Genomic DNA, 20,120 nt, shown 5'->3' on the forward strand with positions numbered 1-20,120 from the left:
GCACAACGATCATGAGGATCGACTATTTGACATGTAATTATTTAAAGGATCCGTTGGGCGTTGAGCTGCCAAAACCACGGTTAAGCTGGGTGCTGGAATCTCAAGTGCGGTGGCAGATGCAATTCGCTTATCGAATTGTTGCAGCAAGCAGCAGAGAAAAGCTGGATGAGCATATACGAGATTTATGGGATACCGGTAAGGTGGAGTCGAGCCAATCTATTCACGTAGCATACAAGGGACAGCCGCTTAAGTCAGCGCAGACAGTATTTTGGAAAGTGTGTATATGGGATAAAGACGGTATTAGGTCGGAGTGGAGCGATGCAGCCAAATTTGAGATGGGGCTGTTAGATAACAAGGATTGGTATGCTAATTGGATTGGGCATCCTTCAGGGCGAACTGAAGCCGAGAAGTCAGTACCGGCACCGTTGTTTCGTAAATCCTTCGAAATGGTCAAAAAAGCTGTCAGTGCCAGGGTGTATGTCTCTGGACTAGGCTATTACGAGCTTTATCTTAACGGTGTGAAAATAGGCAATGATGTACTCACTCCCGGTTTTACTAATTATAATGAAAGCGTACTATATAACACCTATGATATAACGGATCAGTTATCTGCAGGAACCAATATATTAGGTGTAATTCTTGGTAACGGCTGGTATAACTGTTTTACTTCAGATGTATGGAATCATAAAGCTGCCGCATGGAGGGACCAGCCTAAATTCATCCTACAGTTAAAGGTCATGTATGACAATGGCGATAGCATGACTGTTGGGAGTGATGCCAGCTGGACTTGCTCCGAAAGCCCGATTATTTTTGATGGCCTTAGGAACGGAGAGTTCTACGATGCCAGATTGGAACAGCCTGGCTGGAATTTGCTTGAATTTGACGACAGCTTGTGGAAAAAAGTAAGAATAGTTCGCAGTCCTGGGGGGATTTTAAAATCAAATCAAATGACCCCAATCCAAATTACTAGCACAATTGAACCGATTAATCTTAAGGAAGTTAGCCCAGGCGTTTGGGTGTATGATTTAGGGCAGAATATATCAGGTTGGGCACAGATTAGGCTGAGTGGACCGGCGGGTACAGAAATCACCATAAAATACTCGGAAAAAATAAAGCAGGATGGAAGCATAGATACATCCAATATAGACAGCTTTGTGTACAGCGGGCAGTTTCAAACTGATCGATATACGCTTAAGGGTGGATGTCAGGAGGAATGGGAACCGCGGTTTGTTTACCATGGGTTTCAATATGTGGAGATAACAGGTTTTCCCGGAACACTGACCCTTGAGAATTTTCGGGGCCGTGTGGTGCACACAGCATTTGAATCCAGAGGGGAATTCGAGTGTTCCAATCAGCTGTTGAATGATATTCAACGGTGCGCCAGATGGTCTACGCTTACTAACTATCATGATATTCCGACGGATTGCCCGCACCGTGAGAAGAACGGTTGGTCGGGTGATGCCCATTTGTCAGCGGAGCAAACGCTTTTCAATTTTAATCCCATGTCAGCCTATGTTAAATGGATGAGTGATTTTAAAGATGCTCAAACCCCAAGCGGACAGCTTCCCGGTATCATTCCGACTGGCGGCTGGGGCTATTACTGGGGGAGTGGACCAGCCTGGGATAGCGGGATATTCCTTATTCCTTGGAATTTATACGAATATTGCGGTGATACCGCTTTGCTTGAATATATGTTCGACTCTATGAAAGCCTATATGAACTATCTCGTATCCATGGCAGATGGTTATTTGGTTGATTTCGGACTGGGAGACTGGTGCCCGCCGACTGGCGGTGCGATGGAGCATGCTTGTCCAACAATTGTGACGGATACAGCCTATTTCTATATCGATGCCGTTATTGCAGCAAAGACTGCAAAAATCTTGAATAAGTATGATGAGTCTCAGCAATATCTCGAGCTGGCTGATAGGATTCGCGAGGCTTTTCGCAGCCGCTTTCTTAATTCAGAAACAGACCAAATCGAAGGGGATTGCCAAACCTCCTTAGCTTGCGCTTTATATATGGGATTCGTTAATGAAGCAGAAAAACCAATTGTTTTGCAAAATTTATTGGCGAAGATCCATCAGAACGACATGCATCTGGATTGCGGCATTCTGGGCACCAAATTTCTGCTGCATTCGCTATCCGAGCTTGGGCAGGCGAACATCGCTTATGTTATCGCTACCCAAACTACATTTCCTAGCTGGGGCCACTGGATTCAACAGGGAGCAACTACGCTTTGGGAGAATTGGAATGGTGCTGAATCCCGCAATCATCACATGTTCAGTGACGTAAGCGCATGGTTCTATAAAGGGCTTGCGGGGATCCAGCCAGACAGTCATGAGCCGGGATTCAAGCATACTATATTGCGTCCTAATCCCGTACCTGATCTGGATTGGGCTAATGCGTCCCATCGCTCGATGTATGGGCAAGTAGCTTGCCGATGGCAGGTAGAAGGGAATATATTCCGAATCAAAATAATCATTCCGGTAAATTGCCATGCAACGTTATTCGTCCCTGCAGATTTCAAAGGGGAAGTTTTAGAGAATGGAAAAGTGCCCCAGGATATTGAAATTAGCCAAGTGGACAATGTTTATAAAATAGCTCTGGGATCAGGGGAATACAATTTAGAAATAATGAGAGACAAAATTCACTGAGAACCTTCTTTTAATGTGCATCAGAAACTGAGAAATTAATGCTTTTACATGGAGACTAATAGAATGGTTGATATTTTTGTGCAATCTGCCAAAATGTACAAACCAAATCGAAAGTTTCCCTGATTGAAAAGGCGAGTTCTGGTAGTTAAACTTATTTTATGGCTTCTGGTTGTGATTTTATGGAGCCATTTAAAACGACAATTACGACCGAAAAAACCGTATCGTGGCCGAAAATCACGTATACACTCAGGTTTAACTAAATTTAAAGCATATAGAAAATAAGGAGAAGTGTACAATGTCAAATGTAGCGGCAGAACAAACAATTTCGCAAGAGAAGATTAATTTTTATAGAGAAAATGGGTTTGTGCAAATGGATAATCTGCTTTCAACGCAAGAATTGGAAGAGCTGCGCGAATATATGGCTGAGGTCATGGAGGCTGAAGGCGGACATTCCACGCAGACCGATAAAAAAGGAGGCACCTATTACCGTGTGCTGAATCAGAAAGTCAATACATGGAGAGATCATGGCGGCATGGGCAAGTATTCCTTTCATCCCCGTTTTGCAGAAATAGCCCGTTGTTTGACCGGGGCCAAGGGAATTCGATTTTTCCACGATCATGCACTCTTGAAAATGCCGGGCGATTCGAAACCAACCCCTTGGCACCAAGACTTGGTGTTCTGGCCGATGAATGAAACAGGAGCGCTCTCGATTTGGATTGCGCTTGATGATGTCGATGAGAATAACGGCTGCATGATGTTTGTTCCTAAATCACACACAGCAGGCAAACTGACTCCTATTAATCTGGTTGATCCGACAGATATCAATGAGTATGTGAAAGGAACCGAAATTGCCCAACAGCAGCCAGTTAAAGTCCCCATGAAAGCAGGGAGCTGTACGTTTCATGATGGGCTGACCTTTCATTATGCACATGCTAACGTGACAGAGAAACCACGCAGGGCATTGGCCATCATTTATATGCCGGACGGTACGACCTATAGCGGTGTTTCCCACCTGATCACAGATAATTTAGACTTAAAAGAGAACGAGCCCATTCGAGGCAGGATGTTTCCTTTGCTTGCAGTCGAGGTTGAATAATGCAAGAGACAGCACTTAAACGCAAATGGAAATTGTTTGTTATTCATCATTCTCATACCGATATCGGATATACAGACAGGCAGGAAAAGATTGAAAAAAATCATATCGATTATATAAAACAGGCGGTCATGATTGGGGAATCGATTCGCTCTGGGAAAAAGAAGGAGTGGCAGGGGTTTAAATGGACATGTGAAACCTTCTGGGCTGTTGAACGATTCCTGGAGCAGGCAGATATGAACACCCAGCAGTTATTTGTAGATGCAGTGAAATCCGGTGATATCGAATTAACCGCAAGCTATCTCAATCTAACAGAGCTAATGGACTTTGAAATGCTAAAAACAATGATGGGTAAAGCAGTAAAGTATGGTGAATCTATTAATGTCAAAGTGGATACGGCCATGACTGCTGATATTAATGGTTATAGCTGGGGATATGCTCAGTGCCTGAAAGATTTGGGCATTGAGAATTTATTCTCTTGCATTCATACCTATCATGGAATGTTTCCGATTGGAAGCAAGCAAATTCCCTTTTGGTGGGAAACGCCCAAAGGGAATAAAATCCTGGTTTGGAATGGTGACCATTACCAGTTAGGCAATGATCTTGGGTTAGTGCCAGGCGCGCTTCATTCTTATAATATTAAAGATGAATTTCAAACAACTGCGTATATGCCGGAGCATAGGGAAATTGCCGAGAAACGCATTCACCGTTATTTGAGCCAGCTTGAGCAGGAAGATTATCCTTATGATTTTGTTCCGGTGATGGCATCGGGCCTAATAACGGATAATGCTCCGCCAAACGGCCAGATTATGGACTTTATCCATAAGTGGAATTTGCACTACGGAGCAAGTGTCCATATTGAGATGACAACCTTAAATAGCTTTTTTACTCATTTGAGGAAACAGGAGAAGAACATACCCATTTTCAAAGGAGATTGGCCGGATTGGTGGGCAGACGGAGTCGCATCCACACCTGTTCCAACAAAAGTGTTTAGAGAAGCTCAGCGAAACCTTAGAGTTGTCAAGCAGCTTGACCCCTATAACAAAGTTGCAACTATTGGCTTGGTAAAACAAGCAGAGTATAATCTGTCTATGTATGCTGAGCATACATGGGGGCATTGGGCTTCCGTAATGGAGCCTTGGGATACAACTGTCCAGTCTTTGGAGTTTCGTAAAGGAATGTTTGCTTATCAAGCGCACCAAATCGTTTCCAGCTGTTTGGACAAGATCCTTGAAGCTAAAGGTGAAGTTCCATTAGTTGCGGATAGGCCAATGAATTATCAGGTAATTAATCCCCATCCATTTCCTATCACGGATATGGCAAAGCTTAATATAGATTTCTGGGAAGTTTTTTTACTAGGAAATGGACTTCAGGTTATAGATCTGAATACTGGCAAGGTTGTTCCACATCAATTGTTTAGAAGCGTTAAATGTACTCAAGTATGTATCATTCAACATTTGGAGGCTGGGGAGGAGAGAAAGCTGCAAATTCTCCCAGTAGTGGCAATAAAGCAATTTACTGTCAGCAATCATCAAGGTATCGGTGCTGATGGTATTAATGACATTTCAGGTGCGAAGGAAGAGATTAATGTAAATGAGAACTCTTTGGAAACACCCTTTGTATGCATAGCCTGGAAGGAAAAAGAAGGTATAGTTTCCTGGTTTGATAAAAAATCGGGGAGTGAGCTTTTAAGAAACGACAGGATACACAATGCTTTTACACCGGTATATGAGATAACACCTTTCGATGGTATTGATCAAGCATGCGGGACAAGAATAAAAATGGGGAGAAATCGAAAACGGATTAATGTTTCGCGAAGCATAGGTACGTTTTCTGGAGTCAAGCTGGTTGAAAAAGGACCTCTCTTTACAATGGTGGAACTGCACTATGAGCTTGCGGGAACAACGTTTTACTCAGTAGTATTAACAGCATATGCAGGATTGCCAAGAGTGGATATCTCTGTCCGAATGAATAAGGACAATGTATGGGAGCCAGAAAATATATATCTTTCTCTGCCTTTTGCTGCAGGTGACCCGATGTCCTCTGAAACCTGGATTGAGAAGACCGGAGCCATACTTCGGCCTCGAATTGACCAGCTGCCCGGAACAGGAATTGATTTCTACTGCATTCAGGAAGGAATAGCCTTATCGGCAAAAGAACAAGGCTTGGCTATTGCAATCCGGGATGCTCCTTTAATTCAGCTTGGGCCGCTTGAATTCGGCGTAAGACAGTTAAAGGCAGAGAACGGAATTTATGATGATGCTGGGCATTTATATTCATGGGTGCTTAATAATTTCTGGGATACTAATTTCAAAGCAGCATTAGGCGGTTTCTATGAATTCAGGTACTCCCTCTCATGGGGGGGAGATATAGTGTTGCCTGAAGAAGCAATAAGAAAATGCCATGCTATGAATACAGAAGTAATTTGTGTAAGGACTACTTAGTGTTTAAGATTTTTAATGGACTATTTCACGCGGCGTTTTACCAGACAATTAGGTGTCAATCCAAAACTTCTATATTGTATTACAAGAAGTAGAAATGAAAGAAGCACTTGAAGTTAGTTCTTCAAGTGCTTCTCCTATATTACATAGAGATAAATTAACTTATTTTTTGACAAGCTGATCAAAAATGCCGCCATCTACAAAGTGAGCTTTCTGCAAATCATCCCAGCCACCTAGATCATCATCTACAGTCAATAGAGTAACATCAGGGAATTGCTCGGGGAATTGCTCGGCAACTGAAGCGAGGCGCGGTCGGTAATAATTCTTAGCTGCAATAGTTTGTGCTTCCTCCGTATACAGAAAGTTTAAGTAAGCAGTAGCTACCTCTGAGGTTCCATCGCTTGTTGCGTTCGAGTCAATAACTGAAACAATAGGCTCTACGGATAACGTAATAGAAGGAACAATCACCTCGATAGTGTCTTTACCCGTTGTGCTAGCAAGCTGTAGGGCTTCGAGTTCTGTGGTAATCCAGATATCCCCTTTGTTATTGTCCAGAAAAGCGCTTTTGGAAGCTGCGACATCCGCATAAAGCTCTGGAACGTTGGCATAAAGCGTTTTAACAAAAGTCTTCGCTTGTTCTTCATCACCGTTTTCATTCAGTCCATTTGCCCAAGCGGCTAGATAGCTCCAACGTGCATCACTATAGGTTTTGGGATTAGTTGCAATAATTTGAATGTCTGGCTTAACTAGATCTTCCCATTCCTTAATTTCCTTAGGGTTACCTTTACGAACGACAAAAGCTATTGCTGTTGTGTAAGGTGAGCTGTTGTTCTCTAAGCGCTGCTGCCAGCCTTCTTTAATTAGGCCTTTGGTTTGAATGGCGTCAATATCAAGACCGACACCTAATGAAACAACATCTGCTTTTAATTGGCCATCCATTATGGCTTGACTTTGTTTAGTTGAATTTCCTAATGATTCTTTAATAGTTACCGTTTGTTTTGTTTTTTCACTCCAATAGGGAATGAAGCTGGTATCAATTGCTTTGAAGAATGAGCTGGCTTCATCCGTTGTAGCGTGATTCAATTCAACGGCTTTGGTGTAGTCGGATTTGGTTGCTTCAGCTTCAGCATTATCCGATTTAGATGAGCAAGCGGATAAAACCAGGATGATGGCGGTAAGAAATAATAAACCATAAAAACGCTTCTTATTCATAATGTAGACTCCCTTTTTTGATGTTTAATATTTAATTCCGATAAAAATAATAGGAATTAATGGAATTATTGTAACAACTCTAATATGACACTGTCAATAAGAAAAAATATTTCCATTATTTCGTTAATTCATAGTTGACAGCTAGGAATAGTGTGTAATATGATGAGTTTGTAAATATAACCAGCCGGAAGGCATTACAAAAACCAAATAAGGGAGATTACCACAATGAAAAAAACAGCGCGTTTGTTATTCCTCGCATTACTTGTATTTGCTTTAACTACAACCAGTGTTTTTGCCCAAGTAGCCAAAAAGAATGTTAAGAAGGACGTCACACTATTGAATGTTTCCTACGATCCAACTCGTGAGTTGTATGTAGATTACAACAAATCCTTCGCTAAGTATTGGAAGAAGAAAACAGGACAGAACGTAACCATTAAGCAATCTCATGGTGGTTCAGGCTCACAAGCTCGTGCGGTTATCGATGGTTTGCAAGCAGACGTTGTTACACTAGCACTTGCTTATGATGTATCAGCTATTGCCAAGACAGGTTTGATCAGCACTGGCTGGCAGGATCGTTTGGCTAAGAACAGCGCGCCTTATACATCCACCATTGTTCTATTAGTAAGAAAAGGCAACCCGAAAGGCATTAAGGATTGGAATGATCTAATCAAACCAGGCGTTTCTGTTATTACACCAAACCCAAAAACATCAGGTGGAGCTCGTTGGAACTACTTGGCAGCTTGGGGATATGCATTAGCTCATAACAATAATAACGAAGAGAAAGCTAAAGAATTCGTAGCTGCTTTATACAAGAATGTACCCGTACTTGATTCAGGTGCAAGAGGTTCAACAACCACTTTCGTTGATAAAGGACTAGGCGATGTATTGATTGATTGGGAGAATGAAGCCTACTTGTCGAAAAAGGAATACGGAGATAAATTCGAGATTATTACGCCATCATTAAGTATTCTTGCAGAGCCTACAGTTGCCGTTGTTACTAAGAATGTAGCTAAGCATGACACGCGTGAAGTTTCCACGGCATACTTGGATTACCTTTACACAGAAGAAGGTCAGAAAATCGTTGCTAAGAATTTCTACCGTCCTTCCAATCCTAAGATTGCTAAACAATTTGAAAGCCAATTCCCTACGCTGAATTTGATCAATATCAAAGATTTTGGTGGCTGGGATAAAGCACAGGCTACACATTTTGCAGACAAAGGTACGTTTGACCAAATCTATTCACCTAAAAAATAATTCTGTACGATGAACCTAATTGGAGAGGAAAATCTAAATATGAAACCTAAATCATCCCGAAAAAGTAAATTAATTAAGCTTACCTTAACCGCATTTCTGAGCTTTCAAGCAATCGGATTCGGGATTGTAGCCTCCGCCTCTGCTGAATCAGTTATCTCTCTTTCTATAAATGGAGTTACGCAGCAAGGAAACGCACCTGTTTTGAAGAACGGAAATATTCTAATTTCTGTAAATGAGTTTGCTGCTTCTATTGGAGCGACCGTAGAATGGGATGCAACAGCTAAGAAAATCACCCTTACACAAGGAGCGCGTGTGATCGTTCTTACGATCGATTCCAAATCGGCTCTAATCAATGGTAAAAAAGCAGCTTTAACACAAGCTCCATTATGGAGTAGTGATCAAGCTTGGGTTCCAGCTCGTTTTGTAAGTGAAGCACTTGGTTCCGCAATAAGCTGGGATGCAGCAACCAAAACATTAAGTGTGCAAACACAATGGAATATATCCTCGCAAAACGGAAAAGCAAGCTTCATTAACCGTTTTGGCGAAGCTGCAATTGCTGGTAGTTTTGAAGAAGCATCTGAGTTTCAAGAGGGTTTAGCTGCAGTTAAGTCCAATGGTAAATTTGGCTTCATCGATCCAAGCGGTAAAGTAATCATTGAAGCGAAATATGACAGTGTTTATGATTTCAATGAGGGGGCTGCCCTTGCTGTACAAGGCGGTAAATACGAATATATTGATAAAAAAGGCAGTTCCGTTATCCAATCTGTCTATCAATATCAAGAAGCTTTTGATTTCTCTGATGATGTAGCACTTATTATCTCGGATGATAAATTTGGGTATATCGATCGTACTGGAAAGCTAATTATTCCTGCAACATTTGAGGATGCGTTTGATTTCTCAGAAGGTTTAGCCGTTGTTCAAGTCGATGGCGCTTACGGATTTATCGATAAAACGGGAGCTGTGGTAATCAAGCCGGAATTCCAAGCTGCCTCTCCTTTTGTAAATGGTTTATCCTTGGTGCAGGTAGATGGTTCGTTTGGCTTTATTAATCCAAAAGGTGAGTTCGTGATTCCTGCGGATTATGAGGAAGCCTTTCCTTTCAGTGATGGCCTAGCAGCTGTGAAAATGGATGGTCTTACGGCTTACATCGATCAAACCGGTAAAGTTATTCTGCAAACGGAATACGAAAATGCTGGAGATTTCAGCGAAGGTTTAGCAACGTATGAAGACGAAAATGGGAACTATGGCTACATCAATAAAAAAGCTGAAGTTGTGATTGAAGCTAATTATTTAGAAGCGGATAAGTTTCATAACGGTTTAGCTCCCGTTTCCAATGGTGAGGTAAAGATCTATATTGATCAAACCGGTACATTTATTGCAATTGGACCAAACGCGTAAATTGGTTTCTAATGATCGAGGCACTCCGAGAGGGGTGTCTCTTTTTGTGCTATAATAACTCTAGTGAATGCGGAATAATTTAATGGAGAAAGGACTAGCCACCGTGGATTATATCAAAAAAGAAAATCTCTCCGAGCTCGTATCGAGAAAAATTCGTCGGGCTATCCTACTTGGGGACTTTGCAAACGATCTTCATTTGGCGGAACCTAATCTGGCTAAGGAATTTGGTACAAGCCGTGGTCCCATTCGTGATGCGCTGCAGATGCTGATCCATCAGGGATTTGCCGAACGCCTTTCCAATGGCAGGGTTATGGTGAAGCGGTTTACGGTGAAGGATATTCAACATTTATACGAGTTTAGATATATTCTGGAAAGCCATGCTGTCTTAAAATGCGCCAATTATGCGGACATATCGATTTCAATCGAGCGGCTTTATGGCATTCTTGATAAAATGTCAAATAACCGGATTACTGCAAGTGAATTTTCCAGCTTAGACATGGATTTTCATAAAACAATTGTCATTATGTCACATAATAAATCGCTAATTCAGTCCTGGTATGGGATGGAAGAGGTCATTAAATCGATTCTCGAGATAACCAATCAAGGCAATCCGCGTGCAGAAACGATCGTTGAGAAGCATAGAGACATTACCAAAGCTTTAGAAAAAAAAGATTTTGAGCTGGCTACAATGCTGTTAAAAGAACACTTTAATTTAGGTGAAGAAGCAATGATTAACAATATAAACAAACTAATGATTATTACGGAATGAGATGAAGTAATCTTTTTTCGCAATCTTAGGTTGTTTACCTGCCATTAAAACTGTTGACAGTTATACATTATGAAATTATATTTAAGTGAGTCAGAGCAGCTACATGATGGTTATCCCTAACTATATGAGGAGATGAGTTAATTGAAGGCTTATATAACACCACATGATTTCCCTAATTTAGATCAAGAAACGAAAATGCTGGCAGAGCTCGGTGTGGAACTGGAGTTAATCAATAGTGTAGATCCAAAGGTCATTGCTGAAAAAGCTAAAGATGGCGTCGCTTTATTCGTGCAGTATACGAAGATACCGCAAGAAACCATTGAACAGCTGGATCAGTGCAAAATTATTCTGCGTTATGGGATTGGATATGACAATATTGACCTGCAAGCAGCTGGGAAAAAAGGGATCTACGTCAGCAATGTGCCCCATTATTGCGGGGATGAAGTGGCTGACCATACTTTAGCTTTCATGCTAACGGCAGCTCGTAAGCTGATCGCGATAAATGCGGGAGTTCACGCAGGCGGCTGGAGCTTCATGCAGCATCGGCCCATTTACAGCTTAGCCCGTAAAACCTTAGGGCTGATCGGCTGCGGATATATTGCTCAAAAGGTGGCTTCACGTGCTAAGGCATTTGGGATGGATATAGTTGCCTATGATCCATGGCTAGCTCAGGATAAAGCAGCAGCTATGGGCATTGAGCTAGTAAGCTTGGAAGAATTGTGTGCAAGAGCTGATTTTGTTTCCTTGCATCTTCCTTTGAGCGCGGAAACCTATCATTTTGTCAATAAAGCGTTGGTGGCCAAAATGAAGGACAGCGTGATCATCATGAACACTGCGCGTGGTGCCTTAGTAAACGCAGCGGATATGAGAGAAGCGCTGTTGGATAATAAGATCGGCATGATTTGCCTCGATGTGTTGGAAACAGAGCCACCCGAAGCTAATCATCCGCTTATTGGATTGGAAGGGGCTATTCTTACGCCACACTCAGCTTATTATTCAGAAGAATCATTACCAGCCTTGCAGAAGATGGCTGTTGAGGAAGTAGCCAGAGTCATTCGCGGGGAGCGTCCGCTTTCACCTGTTAATCTTAAATGGTGGGTTTAATCATATATTCTCAAAAGTGTAAAGCAGCCGTTATTAATGGCTGCTTTATTAATAATTTCTTCAGCTTGATTATTCGTCCAATCCTATGGGATGATAGCAACAAGAGCTAGGAGGGATTGAGTATGGGGAAAATAATTAGCTTTCAAAAGCTAAGCGAGTCTCACATGGAGCGTATTTACAAAGCTGCACCAGAGATGGAACTGATAGTAGCGGACGAATCAGACGTTTGGAAATCTCATTTATCGGACGCAGAGGTTATTATCGGTTGGCATTCGCTTATTGCAGAGCATATCATACAGCCTGAGACTAAGCTGCGTTGGATCCAAAACTGGGGAGCGGGCGTTAATCACTTTCCTTTTGATAGATTGGCTAAGAGTGGTATTGTACTAACTAATACAAGCGGAGTGCACGCATTTCCAATCGCCGAGACGATCTTTGCCATGGTGTTATCTTTTACAAGGAAGTTAAACACGTCTATTCGGAATCAAATTAATCAAGTATGGAAGTCAGAAACAGCGGATGAAATTCATGGCAAGACCATTAGCATTATTGGTGTAGGTGCAATCGGCAAAGAGACAGCTAAGATAGCTAAAGCATTCGGTATGACAGTTTGGGGCGTCAGCTATTCAGGGAGACCTGTGGCAAACGTGGACAAGATAGTAAAGCGTAATGGCCTTGAGGAAGCATTAAAAGAGAGTGACTTTATTGTAATGACAGTGCCGCTTACAGATGAAACAAGACATATGATTGGTGAAAAAGAATTCGCCGTTATGAAGCCTTCAGCTATGTACATCAATATTGGCAGAGGACAGACTACGGATGAAAAGGCGCTTGCTGCTGCCTTGCAGAGTGGCGGAATAGCTGGTGCAGGATTGGATGTATTCGAGCAGGAGCCATTGCCGGCAGACAGTCCACTCTGGAAAATGGACAATGTAATTGTATCGCCTCATCACGCAGGGGCGACGGTTCAGTATGACGAGCGTGCTGTTGAAATCTTCTTACGCAATTTAGAGGATTTTATAGCAGGAAGAGAGCCATCCGTTAATCGAGTTGATTTAGCAAAACAGTATTGAGGTGTTGTTTGATTGAAACCTATGTTTTGTATGTGCGCTCTGCTCAGGAAAAAAGATAGTATTAGCTAGAAATGGTGCACTTCTGCACCACATTAGCTCAGAGCCGGTTCATTTCAGTAAACAAGGTGCACTTCTGCACCACATTAGCTCAGAGTCGGCTCATTTCAGTAAACAAGGTGCACTTCTGCACCACATTAGCTCAGAGCCAGCTCATTTCAGTAAACAAGGTGCACTTCTGCACCTCATTACCTCAGAGTCGGCTCATTTCAATAAACAAGGTGCGCTTCTGCACCTGATTACCTCAGACTGGGCTCATTTCAGTAAATAAAGTTATACCTGAAGCATGTGCATATTAACTATATATGTTTGTATTATAATTTGGATTTTAGTAGGTTTTTAGAATAATGTTTGGGGTGATAGAATGGCTGAGCGAATAAATGCAGAGAAGGTTCAGATTAAGGAATGGGCAGAAGAAAACCTAACTTTACTGAAGCTTATTAATGCTCCTGAGATGATGGAACACCTTGGAGGGCCGGAAAGCGAGGAGCAGATTATCGCTCGACATAAGCGCTATCTGGCTATCGGGGGAAGAGGAACTGGGCGGATGTTTAGCATTGTGCTGCTCCCAGGTCTTGAAGTCGTTGGGAGTGTTGGTTATTGGGATAGCGTCTGGCAAGATGAGTCCGTGTACGAAATTGGTTGGAGTGTCCTGCCAGCCTTCCAAGGCAGAGGCTTAGCGACGGCAGCTGTCGCAGAAGCCATCGTTATCGCCAGCAAGGAGCACAAACATAGCTCTATCCATGCGTTCCCGTCAATTAGCAATCCTGCTTCTAATGCGGTTTGTCGGAAGCTCAACTTCTCCCTGATTCGTGAGTGTGAATTCGAATATCCTCCAGGAAATAGGATGAATTGCAACGACTGGAGCTTGGAGATTACGTAAATATTGCAAAATATATTTTAACATGTTATTATCTGTTTGAACGTTCATTCAACTAATTAGTGAAGCAAGGAGATTACCTATGTCAGAGCTAGACAAACGCGAGAAAATTATAGCGGCCGCTTATAATGTATTGTCAGTAAAAGGGTATGATCTTGCATCAACCAAAGAGATAGCTCGTACAGCGGGTGTCGCTCAGGGCTTGATCAATTACTATTTTCCAAGTAAAGATCTGTTGTTTGCTGAAGTGTTTCGCCGTGAAACAGCGAAGTATTGCGAAAGCTTTGAATTCCTCAAGCATTTAGATAATAAACCCTTAACGATTGAGACGATTAAAGAACTATTAGAAGAACCGAAAACCAGAGTAATCAGTGATCCCGATTGGTATACTCTTCGCAATGAGCTTTCGGCAATTGGCCTTCGTGGAGGAAATACATCTGAAATTCTCAAAGAAATGCTGACAACCAAGCGCAAATTTATTGGCGGTATCGTTGAAGCTGTGACCCATTTGCCACAAGAACAAGCAAGTACGATCGCATCTATACTCTATGCCGTCTTTGAAGGCTTGGGATTACAAAAAATTGCAGACCCTGAATTTAACTACGATCAGGCTTTTGATACACTTGCAGTCATGTTAGGCGCATATTTGGAGGCAATCTCCCCGAAAAAAGAGGAATCATAATCTCTTTTTTTACATATTATTGTTTGAACGTACAAACAAAATACAAAATAAGGAATGGTGGATGAAATGCATAATGTTCTGCGTATTTGGGGCAAGGGTGTTTATAAAGCAAGATGGTTTATTATTGTCGCTTGGTTGATTCTAATCATTCTCGGCGGTTCAGTATTCGCAAAGCTTCCATCGCTGCTAAGTGGCGGGGGCTGGGATGTACCGAATTCACAATCTGCTATCGCGGGAGAGCAGCTTGCTTCTCAATTTGCAGGCAGATCAGAAAGCTCTTTAACGCTAGTGCTTCGCGATCCTGATCACGCAGTTGGGACGCCTGAATATAAAGATAAGCTTAAACAAATAGTAGATCGTTTGAAAACGGAAGAGGGTGTGGCTGATGTATTCAGCATTCTTACTGCATCGGAAGCCGTGAGCCAGGGATTAATCGGCACAGATAAGAATATGAGTATTGCCTTCATCGATATGAATATTAAAGCAGATTACGTAATGAACAATGTAACCCTATACCAAGAGCGTTTGGTTGAGCAAGCCAAGTTACTTGGAGTTGAAGCGCATTTAGTGGGAACGACAGCTTTCCAAGGTGAGAATAGTGAGCAAAGTAAGCAAGGCTTAGCTAAAGCGGAGATGATTGTATTTCCTTTGATCCTCCTCATTTTACTGCTGATTTTTCGCTCAGTTGTCGCGACAATTACATCTTTAGTAGTTACGATTAGCTCTGTGTTAGTTGCCATGGGTATCGTATATGTGGTCGCCAATCAGGTAGAGCTTTCAGTGTTTGTGACAAATTCTGCGTTAATGTTAGGATTAGGGATTGGGATTGATTATTCATTATTCATGATTAATCGCTTTAAGCAGGAGCTAGAGAATAATAATAATACGATAGATGCCTTATTAAGAACCATGGAAACGACCGGTCATACCGTGCTATTCTCGGCGATTACAGTAATTGCGGCTTTATCAGCATTATTCGTCGTACCGCTCCCAGCTATTAAAGCTATCGCCTTTGGAGGCATAGCCGTAGTGTTCGTAGCGGGGCTAATTAGCCTTAGTTTGCTACCTGCTATTTTGGGAGTATTGGGTGCTCGCATTAACAAAGGTAAAATACCATTCTTATCGAGTTCAACCACATCTCCAAAAACTAGCGGCTGGAAGAGATGGACGAAAGCCATTATGCGACGTCCAGTTGTGTATTTGCTAGCTGCTTTATTAATCTTAGCGGCAGTAGCAGTTCCGGCTGCAGGGATGAAGCTTTATTCGCCAGACATGCAGATTCTGCCAGCGGATACAGGCGTGCGACAAGGCTTTGCGATGCTGGAACAATCCTTTGGCAAGGGCGCCACAAGTCCGATTAGCATTGTACTGCATAACGAAAAGACTGATTTGCGGACTGCGGATGCCATCACGACAATTACCACATTGCAAACCAAGCTGGAGCGAGGAAATGATGTTGCTCATGTATCTTCAGTAGCTTCCTTCTTCCCTAACACGGATGCAGCTGTGGTCACAGATTTATTAAAAACGGAAAGCACGCTTCCTGCAGATGTCAGAAAAATGACAGACCGATATCTAAGTCAGGATGGTCATACAGCATTGCTTGAGCTGCAATTGGATCAATATGGCGCAAGTGATGCAAGTAAAGATGTCGTTATACAGCTTCGTGATACCGTTTTACCGGAATTCGCTTTACCAGAGGGAACCTCCTTTAGTATTGGCGGAGAAACGATGCAAGGGATAGATTCATCTAAAGCGATTAATGATAGCTTACTGCCAGCCCTTGGAATTATGCTTGTCCTAATCTTCATCATTTTAGTTGTTACATTCCGCAGTATTCTGCTTCCATTGAAAGCTATTATCTTAAATTTATTCTCTGTTGCAGCAACTTATGGAATCCTCGTATTGGTTTTCGCCAAGGGATATGGAGTAGAAATATTTAATGCTCAAGCGAATGGTTATATCATTCATTTTGTGCCGATTTTATTGCTAGCGCTGCTGTTTGGCCTTAGTACCGATTACGAAGTATTCTTAGTTAGCCGTATTAAAGAAGAATATAACAAGACAGGCAATAATGATGAGAGTATTGCAGAAGGGATGGAAAAAACAGGTCCTTTAATTACGGGTGCAGCTATCCTAATGTTCGCTGTTTTTGCTGGATTTGCTTTCTCAGGTGCGCTCCCCATTCAAATGCTCGGCTTTGGAATGGCAGTCGCGATAGCCCTTGATGCAACTGTTGTGCGGATGTTCTTAGTGCCAGTCGCGATGAAGCTGCTAGGTCGCATGAATTGGTGGTTCCCTGGTCGAAGTCAGGTGGAAGCCGTGCAAGTAAGGAAGCCACTGTCTAATCAATAGATCCATTATATAGAAGCCGCTGTGAGTGAATTTTGCTCATTCAGCGGCTTTTTACCTTATCATGCTATAATTAGACATATAATGGAGAAACAAATAGGGAAGAGGCTGTCCATATGAAACGAATCAAACTAGGTTTCCTATTTCTGATTGCTATCGGAACTATTATGTTAGTCGGTTGTTCCAAAGAAGTAACAAACATCAATGGGGGGATCGAGGCGCGTTATTTGCCGCAAATTCAAGCAGATATTAAGGAAATAGTCGGAGATTTTGAACCGTATGGTTCCATGTATATTGAACGTACACCGTTAATTAAATTTGTCGTTGCCATAGCCCATCCGAATGAAAAAACAGAGCTTTTAAAGAAACGTTTAGCTGAAACAATCCCACCTGAATTAATAAGATATAGAGATGTTGAATATTCCGTTTCTGAATTAAAAGCTCGTTCAATGGAGATTACGAAAAAATGGGATTATTATGGTGAATTAGGTGCCGATATTCAGGATATATTTGTAGATGAGATCAAAAACAATGTGGGTGTAACCGTTACAGTGATAAGCGATCAAGCCAATCAAGCTTTCTTAAGTCAATATGGGGATAAAGTATCCATTGTAATAAATCCTCCAACTGATTTCAGTATGACTGGTTACGTTGTAAAACGAGATGAGAAGAGAGTACTCATTGTAAATAATATAGCTAAAGATTATGGCTCTACAGGTGGCATTAAGGAATACTACGATGCCGTATGGGTTTCAGGTATAGCTGAAAAGGTCGAGCTTGGACAAAGAGTTCTGGTTTGGTTTAATGGACCCATAGCTGAATCATATCCTGCTCAAGGTCAATCTGATAAGGTAGCTATTTTACCAAGTCTGAAGCATGATAATGCTGTTTTAACGGAAGAGGAAGTTATTCGTAAAGCGCTAGCGAGCAAGGAAGCAGCAAATGTCCAAGCATTTGTTGTTATAGCAATTAATTTCGATGAAAAATCAGCTGCCTGGACGATTCGATATAAAGATGGATTTATTTCAGAGAATGCAGTTGAGCAAGAGCTTCTCATAGCCGAGTGAGCTTTGATAATGTTGGATAAATGTTAGGCAAGAAGGACAATTTATTAGGTTTATATAATCTAAAAAATTGGAGCGATTAAACATGATAAATAAGAACTATAATAGTGCTACTACAGGGCTTCTTCTGGTTGACCCGTATAATGACTTCCTATCTCCAGAAGGGAAGCTCTACCCTTATGCCAAAGAAGTGGCGGAGTCCGTCAATCTCTTATCGCATTTGCAGGAAATTGTTGCTGCAGTCCGACATTCAGGTATTCAGGTGTTTTTCGTGCCACATCATCGTTGGGTGCCAGGAGATTATGCGAACTGGAAACATCCAAGCCCCAATCAGCTTGCATCAGGCAGAAGGCAATCCTTTGCCAAAAACACATGGGGTGGCGAGTTTCATGCCGATTTCCTGCCCCAATCCGGTGACATTATTATTAAAGAGCATTGGGGTTCAAGCGGCTTTGCTAATACTGATCTCGATTACCAATTGAAAATGCACGGAATCGATAAAATTATCATCATCGGATTATTGGCTAATACCTGTATTGAATCGACTGCCCGTTACGGAACAGAGCTTGGTTACCATGTTACTATCGTGAAGGATGCAACAGCGGCATTTAGCAAAGAAGCGATGCATGCTGCTCATGAGATCAATGGTCCAACCTTTGCCCATTCGATTCTTACTACTCAAGAGCTAATCTCTGATATCTAATAGCTCGCTCCCAAAAAAAAGGTGGAAGTTTATGAAAGACAAAGTGTTTATTCCTGTTTGGTCAATTGGTTCCTTTCTGATTGTGATGAATACAACGATGTTTAACGTTTCTATCCCTGATATTATTAAACAGCTCCATATTTCAGCAGGTCATGCTTCCTGGCTTGTCTCTGGTTACTCGATTGGGTTTGCCCTTTCTACGATCATATTTAGCCGTTTATCTGATTTTATCCCGATTCGCAAGCTAATGGCAATTGGACTTTCCATTCTCGGATTATCGTCTATATTAGGGTTTTTCTCCGACAGCTTTGGATTTGTTCTGCTTGCTAGATTGTTGCAATCTTGTGGTGCCGGAGCTATGCCTGGTTTGGGAATGGTACTGGCTGCTCGGTATGTACCCATTGAACGTAGAGGAAGGGCAATTGCCATACTTGCTTCGGCATCGTCTCTAGGCTTCGGGCTAGGTCCAGTTGTAGGCGGTTTTATTACACAATTCTTAGGCTGGCATGAGCTTTTTTTAGTCATATGTCTGGTTCTTCCATTAGTTCTGGTGTTGTGGTCGCTGCTTCCAAAGGAATCTCATAACAAATTTGAATTTGATCTGATTGGCGCCGTTTTAATTGTGCTGACAACAGCTACGTTATTAGTAGCAGTGTCTAAACTATCCATTTTATTCCTTCTTATTAGCCTTGGTTCTTTAATCACATTCATTACACATTTGCGCAGAGCGAGAAAACCATTTATACAGCCTATTTTGTTTAAAAATACGGGATACCTCAAAATGATTATTCTAATTTTTTTAGGTTTTGCGCTTAATATGTCCATGGTATTTCTCATGCCTCTGGTACTGGCAAATGGTTTTCATAAACCGGCTGCATCCGTGGGCTTATTGATTTTTCCCGGTGCCGTTTTATCGGCTATATTAATTAGATATGTAGGTCGCTGGATTGACAGATATGGAAACTTAAGATTTTTGTTAATAGGTTACATCTTCATGAGTCTTTCCATTATCATTGTGTCTTTGTGGATTCATAAATCAGCTTTCATCATTACTTTTGCCTATTTGCTGTTTGCTCCGGCATCATCAACCATTACCTCGGCTATATCCAATGAAGTCTCCCGTATTCTTCCCAAAGAACTGCTTGGATCGGGAATGGGGCTTTCCCAGTTGTCGCAATTTATGGGAGGATCGTTTGCGGTTGCTTTGTGCGGGTTGACGATTGTTAGCCAGAAGGGGTCTGAACCGATTCTTGCTTTTCAACATACTTACATTCTACTCTTACCTCTGCTGCTTGTATCTTTTATACTGCTCTTCAGTTATCAGAAATCATCTAGAGCGGACCTCTTGTAGGCTATCCTATTATATGGTATATTGACTCTTCGT

At 41.9% G+C, this 20,120-nt stretch carries 15 protein-coding genes; 14 read left to right on the plus strand and 1 reads right to left on the minus strand.

The features are described from left to right. Window positions 1-11 precede the first annotated feature (11 nt). The 3 genes from EHS13_RS03860 (at window position 12) to EHS13_RS03870 (ending at window position 6,191) form a co-directional block, all read left to right on the plus strand. Window positions 12-2,654 carry a family 78 glycoside hydrolase catalytic domain gene (locus EHS13_RS03860; RefSeq protein ID WP_162462943.1) on the plus strand — a complete coding sequence of 881 codons (2,643 nt, stop codon included), beginning with the start codon at window positions 12-14 and terminating at the stop codon, window positions 2,652-2,654. Window positions 2,655-2,949: 295 nt separating this feature from the next. Beyond that, window positions 2,950-3,750, plus strand: a complete 801-nt coding sequence (locus EHS13_RS03865) for a phytanoyl-CoA dioxygenase family protein (RefSeq protein WP_155699102.1) — start codon at window positions 2,950-2,952, stop codon at window positions 3,748-3,750. Beyond that, on the plus strand, window positions 3,750-6,191 hold the full coding sequence (locus EHS13_RS03870) for a glycoside hydrolase family 38 N-terminal domain-containing protein (RefSeq protein ID WP_155699103.1): 2,442 nt from the start codon (window positions 3,750-3,752) through the stop codon (window positions 6,189-6,191). Before EHS13_RS03865 ends, EHS13_RS03870 begins: the two co-directional genes overlap by 1 nt. A gap of 159 nt (window positions 6,192-6,350) precedes the next feature. Here EHS13_RS03870 and EHS13_RS03875 read toward each other — a convergent pair whose 3' ends face one another. Beyond that, on the minus strand, window positions 6,351-7,400 hold the full coding sequence (locus EHS13_RS03875; protein ID WP_155699104.1) for a sulfate ABC transporter substrate-binding protein: 1,050 nt from the start codon (window positions 7,398-7,400) through the stop codon (window positions 6,351-6,353). 225 nt (window positions 7,401-7,625) lie between these two features. On the opposite strand from EHS13_RS03875, the gene EHS13_RS03880 reads away from it, so the two are divergent. The 11 genes from EHS13_RS03880 (at window position 7,626) to EHS13_RS03930 (ending at window position 20,087) form a co-directional block, all read left to right on the plus strand. Continuing rightward, window positions 7,626-8,654: a sulfate ABC transporter substrate-binding protein gene (locus tag EHS13_RS03880; protein WP_155699105.1), complete on the plus strand. Its 1,029-nt coding sequence runs from the start codon at window positions 7,626-7,628 to the stop codon at window positions 8,652-8,654. A 39-nt stretch (window positions 8,655-8,693) separates the two neighbouring features. Then, window positions 8,694-10,052 carry a WG repeat-containing protein gene (locus tag EHS13_RS03885; protein WP_162462944.1) on the plus strand — a complete coding sequence of 453 codons (1,359 nt, stop codon included), beginning with the start codon at window positions 8,694-8,696 and terminating at the stop codon, window positions 10,050-10,052. Window positions 10,053-10,119: 67 nt separating this feature from the next. Further along, window positions 10,120-10,821: a GntR family transcriptional regulator gene (locus EHS13_RS03890; protein WP_155699107.1), complete on the plus strand. Its 702-nt coding sequence runs from the start codon at window positions 10,120-10,122 to the stop codon at window positions 10,819-10,821. A 141-nt stretch (window positions 10,822-10,962) separates the two neighbouring features. Next, the gene (locus EHS13_RS03895) at window positions 10,963-11,925 is read left to right on the plus strand and encodes a C-terminal binding protein (RefSeq protein WP_155699108.1); all 963 of its coding nucleotides are present in this window, start codon (window positions 10,963-10,965) and stop codon (window positions 11,923-11,925) included. A gap of 122 nt (window positions 11,926-12,047) precedes the next feature. After that, a complete protein-coding gene (locus tag EHS13_RS03900; RefSeq protein ID WP_155699109.1) occupies window positions 12,048-12,998 on the plus strand; it encodes a D-2-hydroxyacid dehydrogenase in 951 nt (316 codons plus the stop codon). Between the two features lie 421 nt (window positions 12,999-13,419). Continuing rightward, window positions 13,420-13,938 (plus strand): GNAT family N-acetyltransferase, encoded by a 519-nt coding sequence (locus EHS13_RS03905; RefSeq protein WP_155699110.1) that lies wholly within the window; start codon window positions 13,420-13,422, stop codon window positions 13,936-13,938. Window positions 13,939-14,017: 79 nt separating this feature from the next. Next, window positions 14,018-14,617, plus strand: coding sequence for a TetR/AcrR family transcriptional regulator (locus EHS13_RS03910; RefSeq protein WP_155699111.1), 600 nt, complete (start codon window positions 14,018-14,020; stop codon window positions 14,615-14,617). 66 nt (window positions 14,618-14,683) lie between these two features. Continuing rightward, window positions 14,684-16,972 carry an MMPL family transporter gene (locus tag EHS13_RS03915; protein ID WP_162462946.1) on the plus strand — a complete coding sequence of 763 codons (2,289 nt, stop codon included), beginning with the start codon at window positions 14,684-14,686 and terminating at the stop codon, window positions 16,970-16,972. Between the two features lie 113 nt (window positions 16,973-17,085). Further along, window positions 17,086-18,036 carry a YobA family protein gene (locus EHS13_RS03920; protein ID WP_155699113.1) on the plus strand — a complete coding sequence of 317 codons (951 nt, stop codon included), beginning with the start codon at window positions 17,086-17,088 and terminating at the stop codon, window positions 18,034-18,036. Between the two features lie 82 nt (window positions 18,037-18,118). Next, on the plus strand, window positions 18,119-18,736 hold the full coding sequence (locus EHS13_RS03925; RefSeq protein ID WP_155699114.1) for a cysteine hydrolase family protein: 618 nt from the start codon (window positions 18,119-18,121) through the stop codon (window positions 18,734-18,736). A 31-nt stretch (window positions 18,737-18,767) separates the two neighbouring features. Beyond that, window positions 18,768-20,087, plus strand: coding sequence for an MFS transporter (locus tag EHS13_RS03930; protein WP_155699115.1), 1,320 nt, complete (start codon window positions 18,768-18,770; stop codon window positions 20,085-20,087). Window positions 20,088-20,120: the final 33 nt, after the last annotated feature.

Source organism: Paenibacillus psychroresistens, from assembly GCF_009728935.1.
GTDB lineage: Bacteria > Bacillota > Bacilli > Paenibacillales > NBRC-103111 > Paenibacillus_AC > Paenibacillus_AC psychroresistens.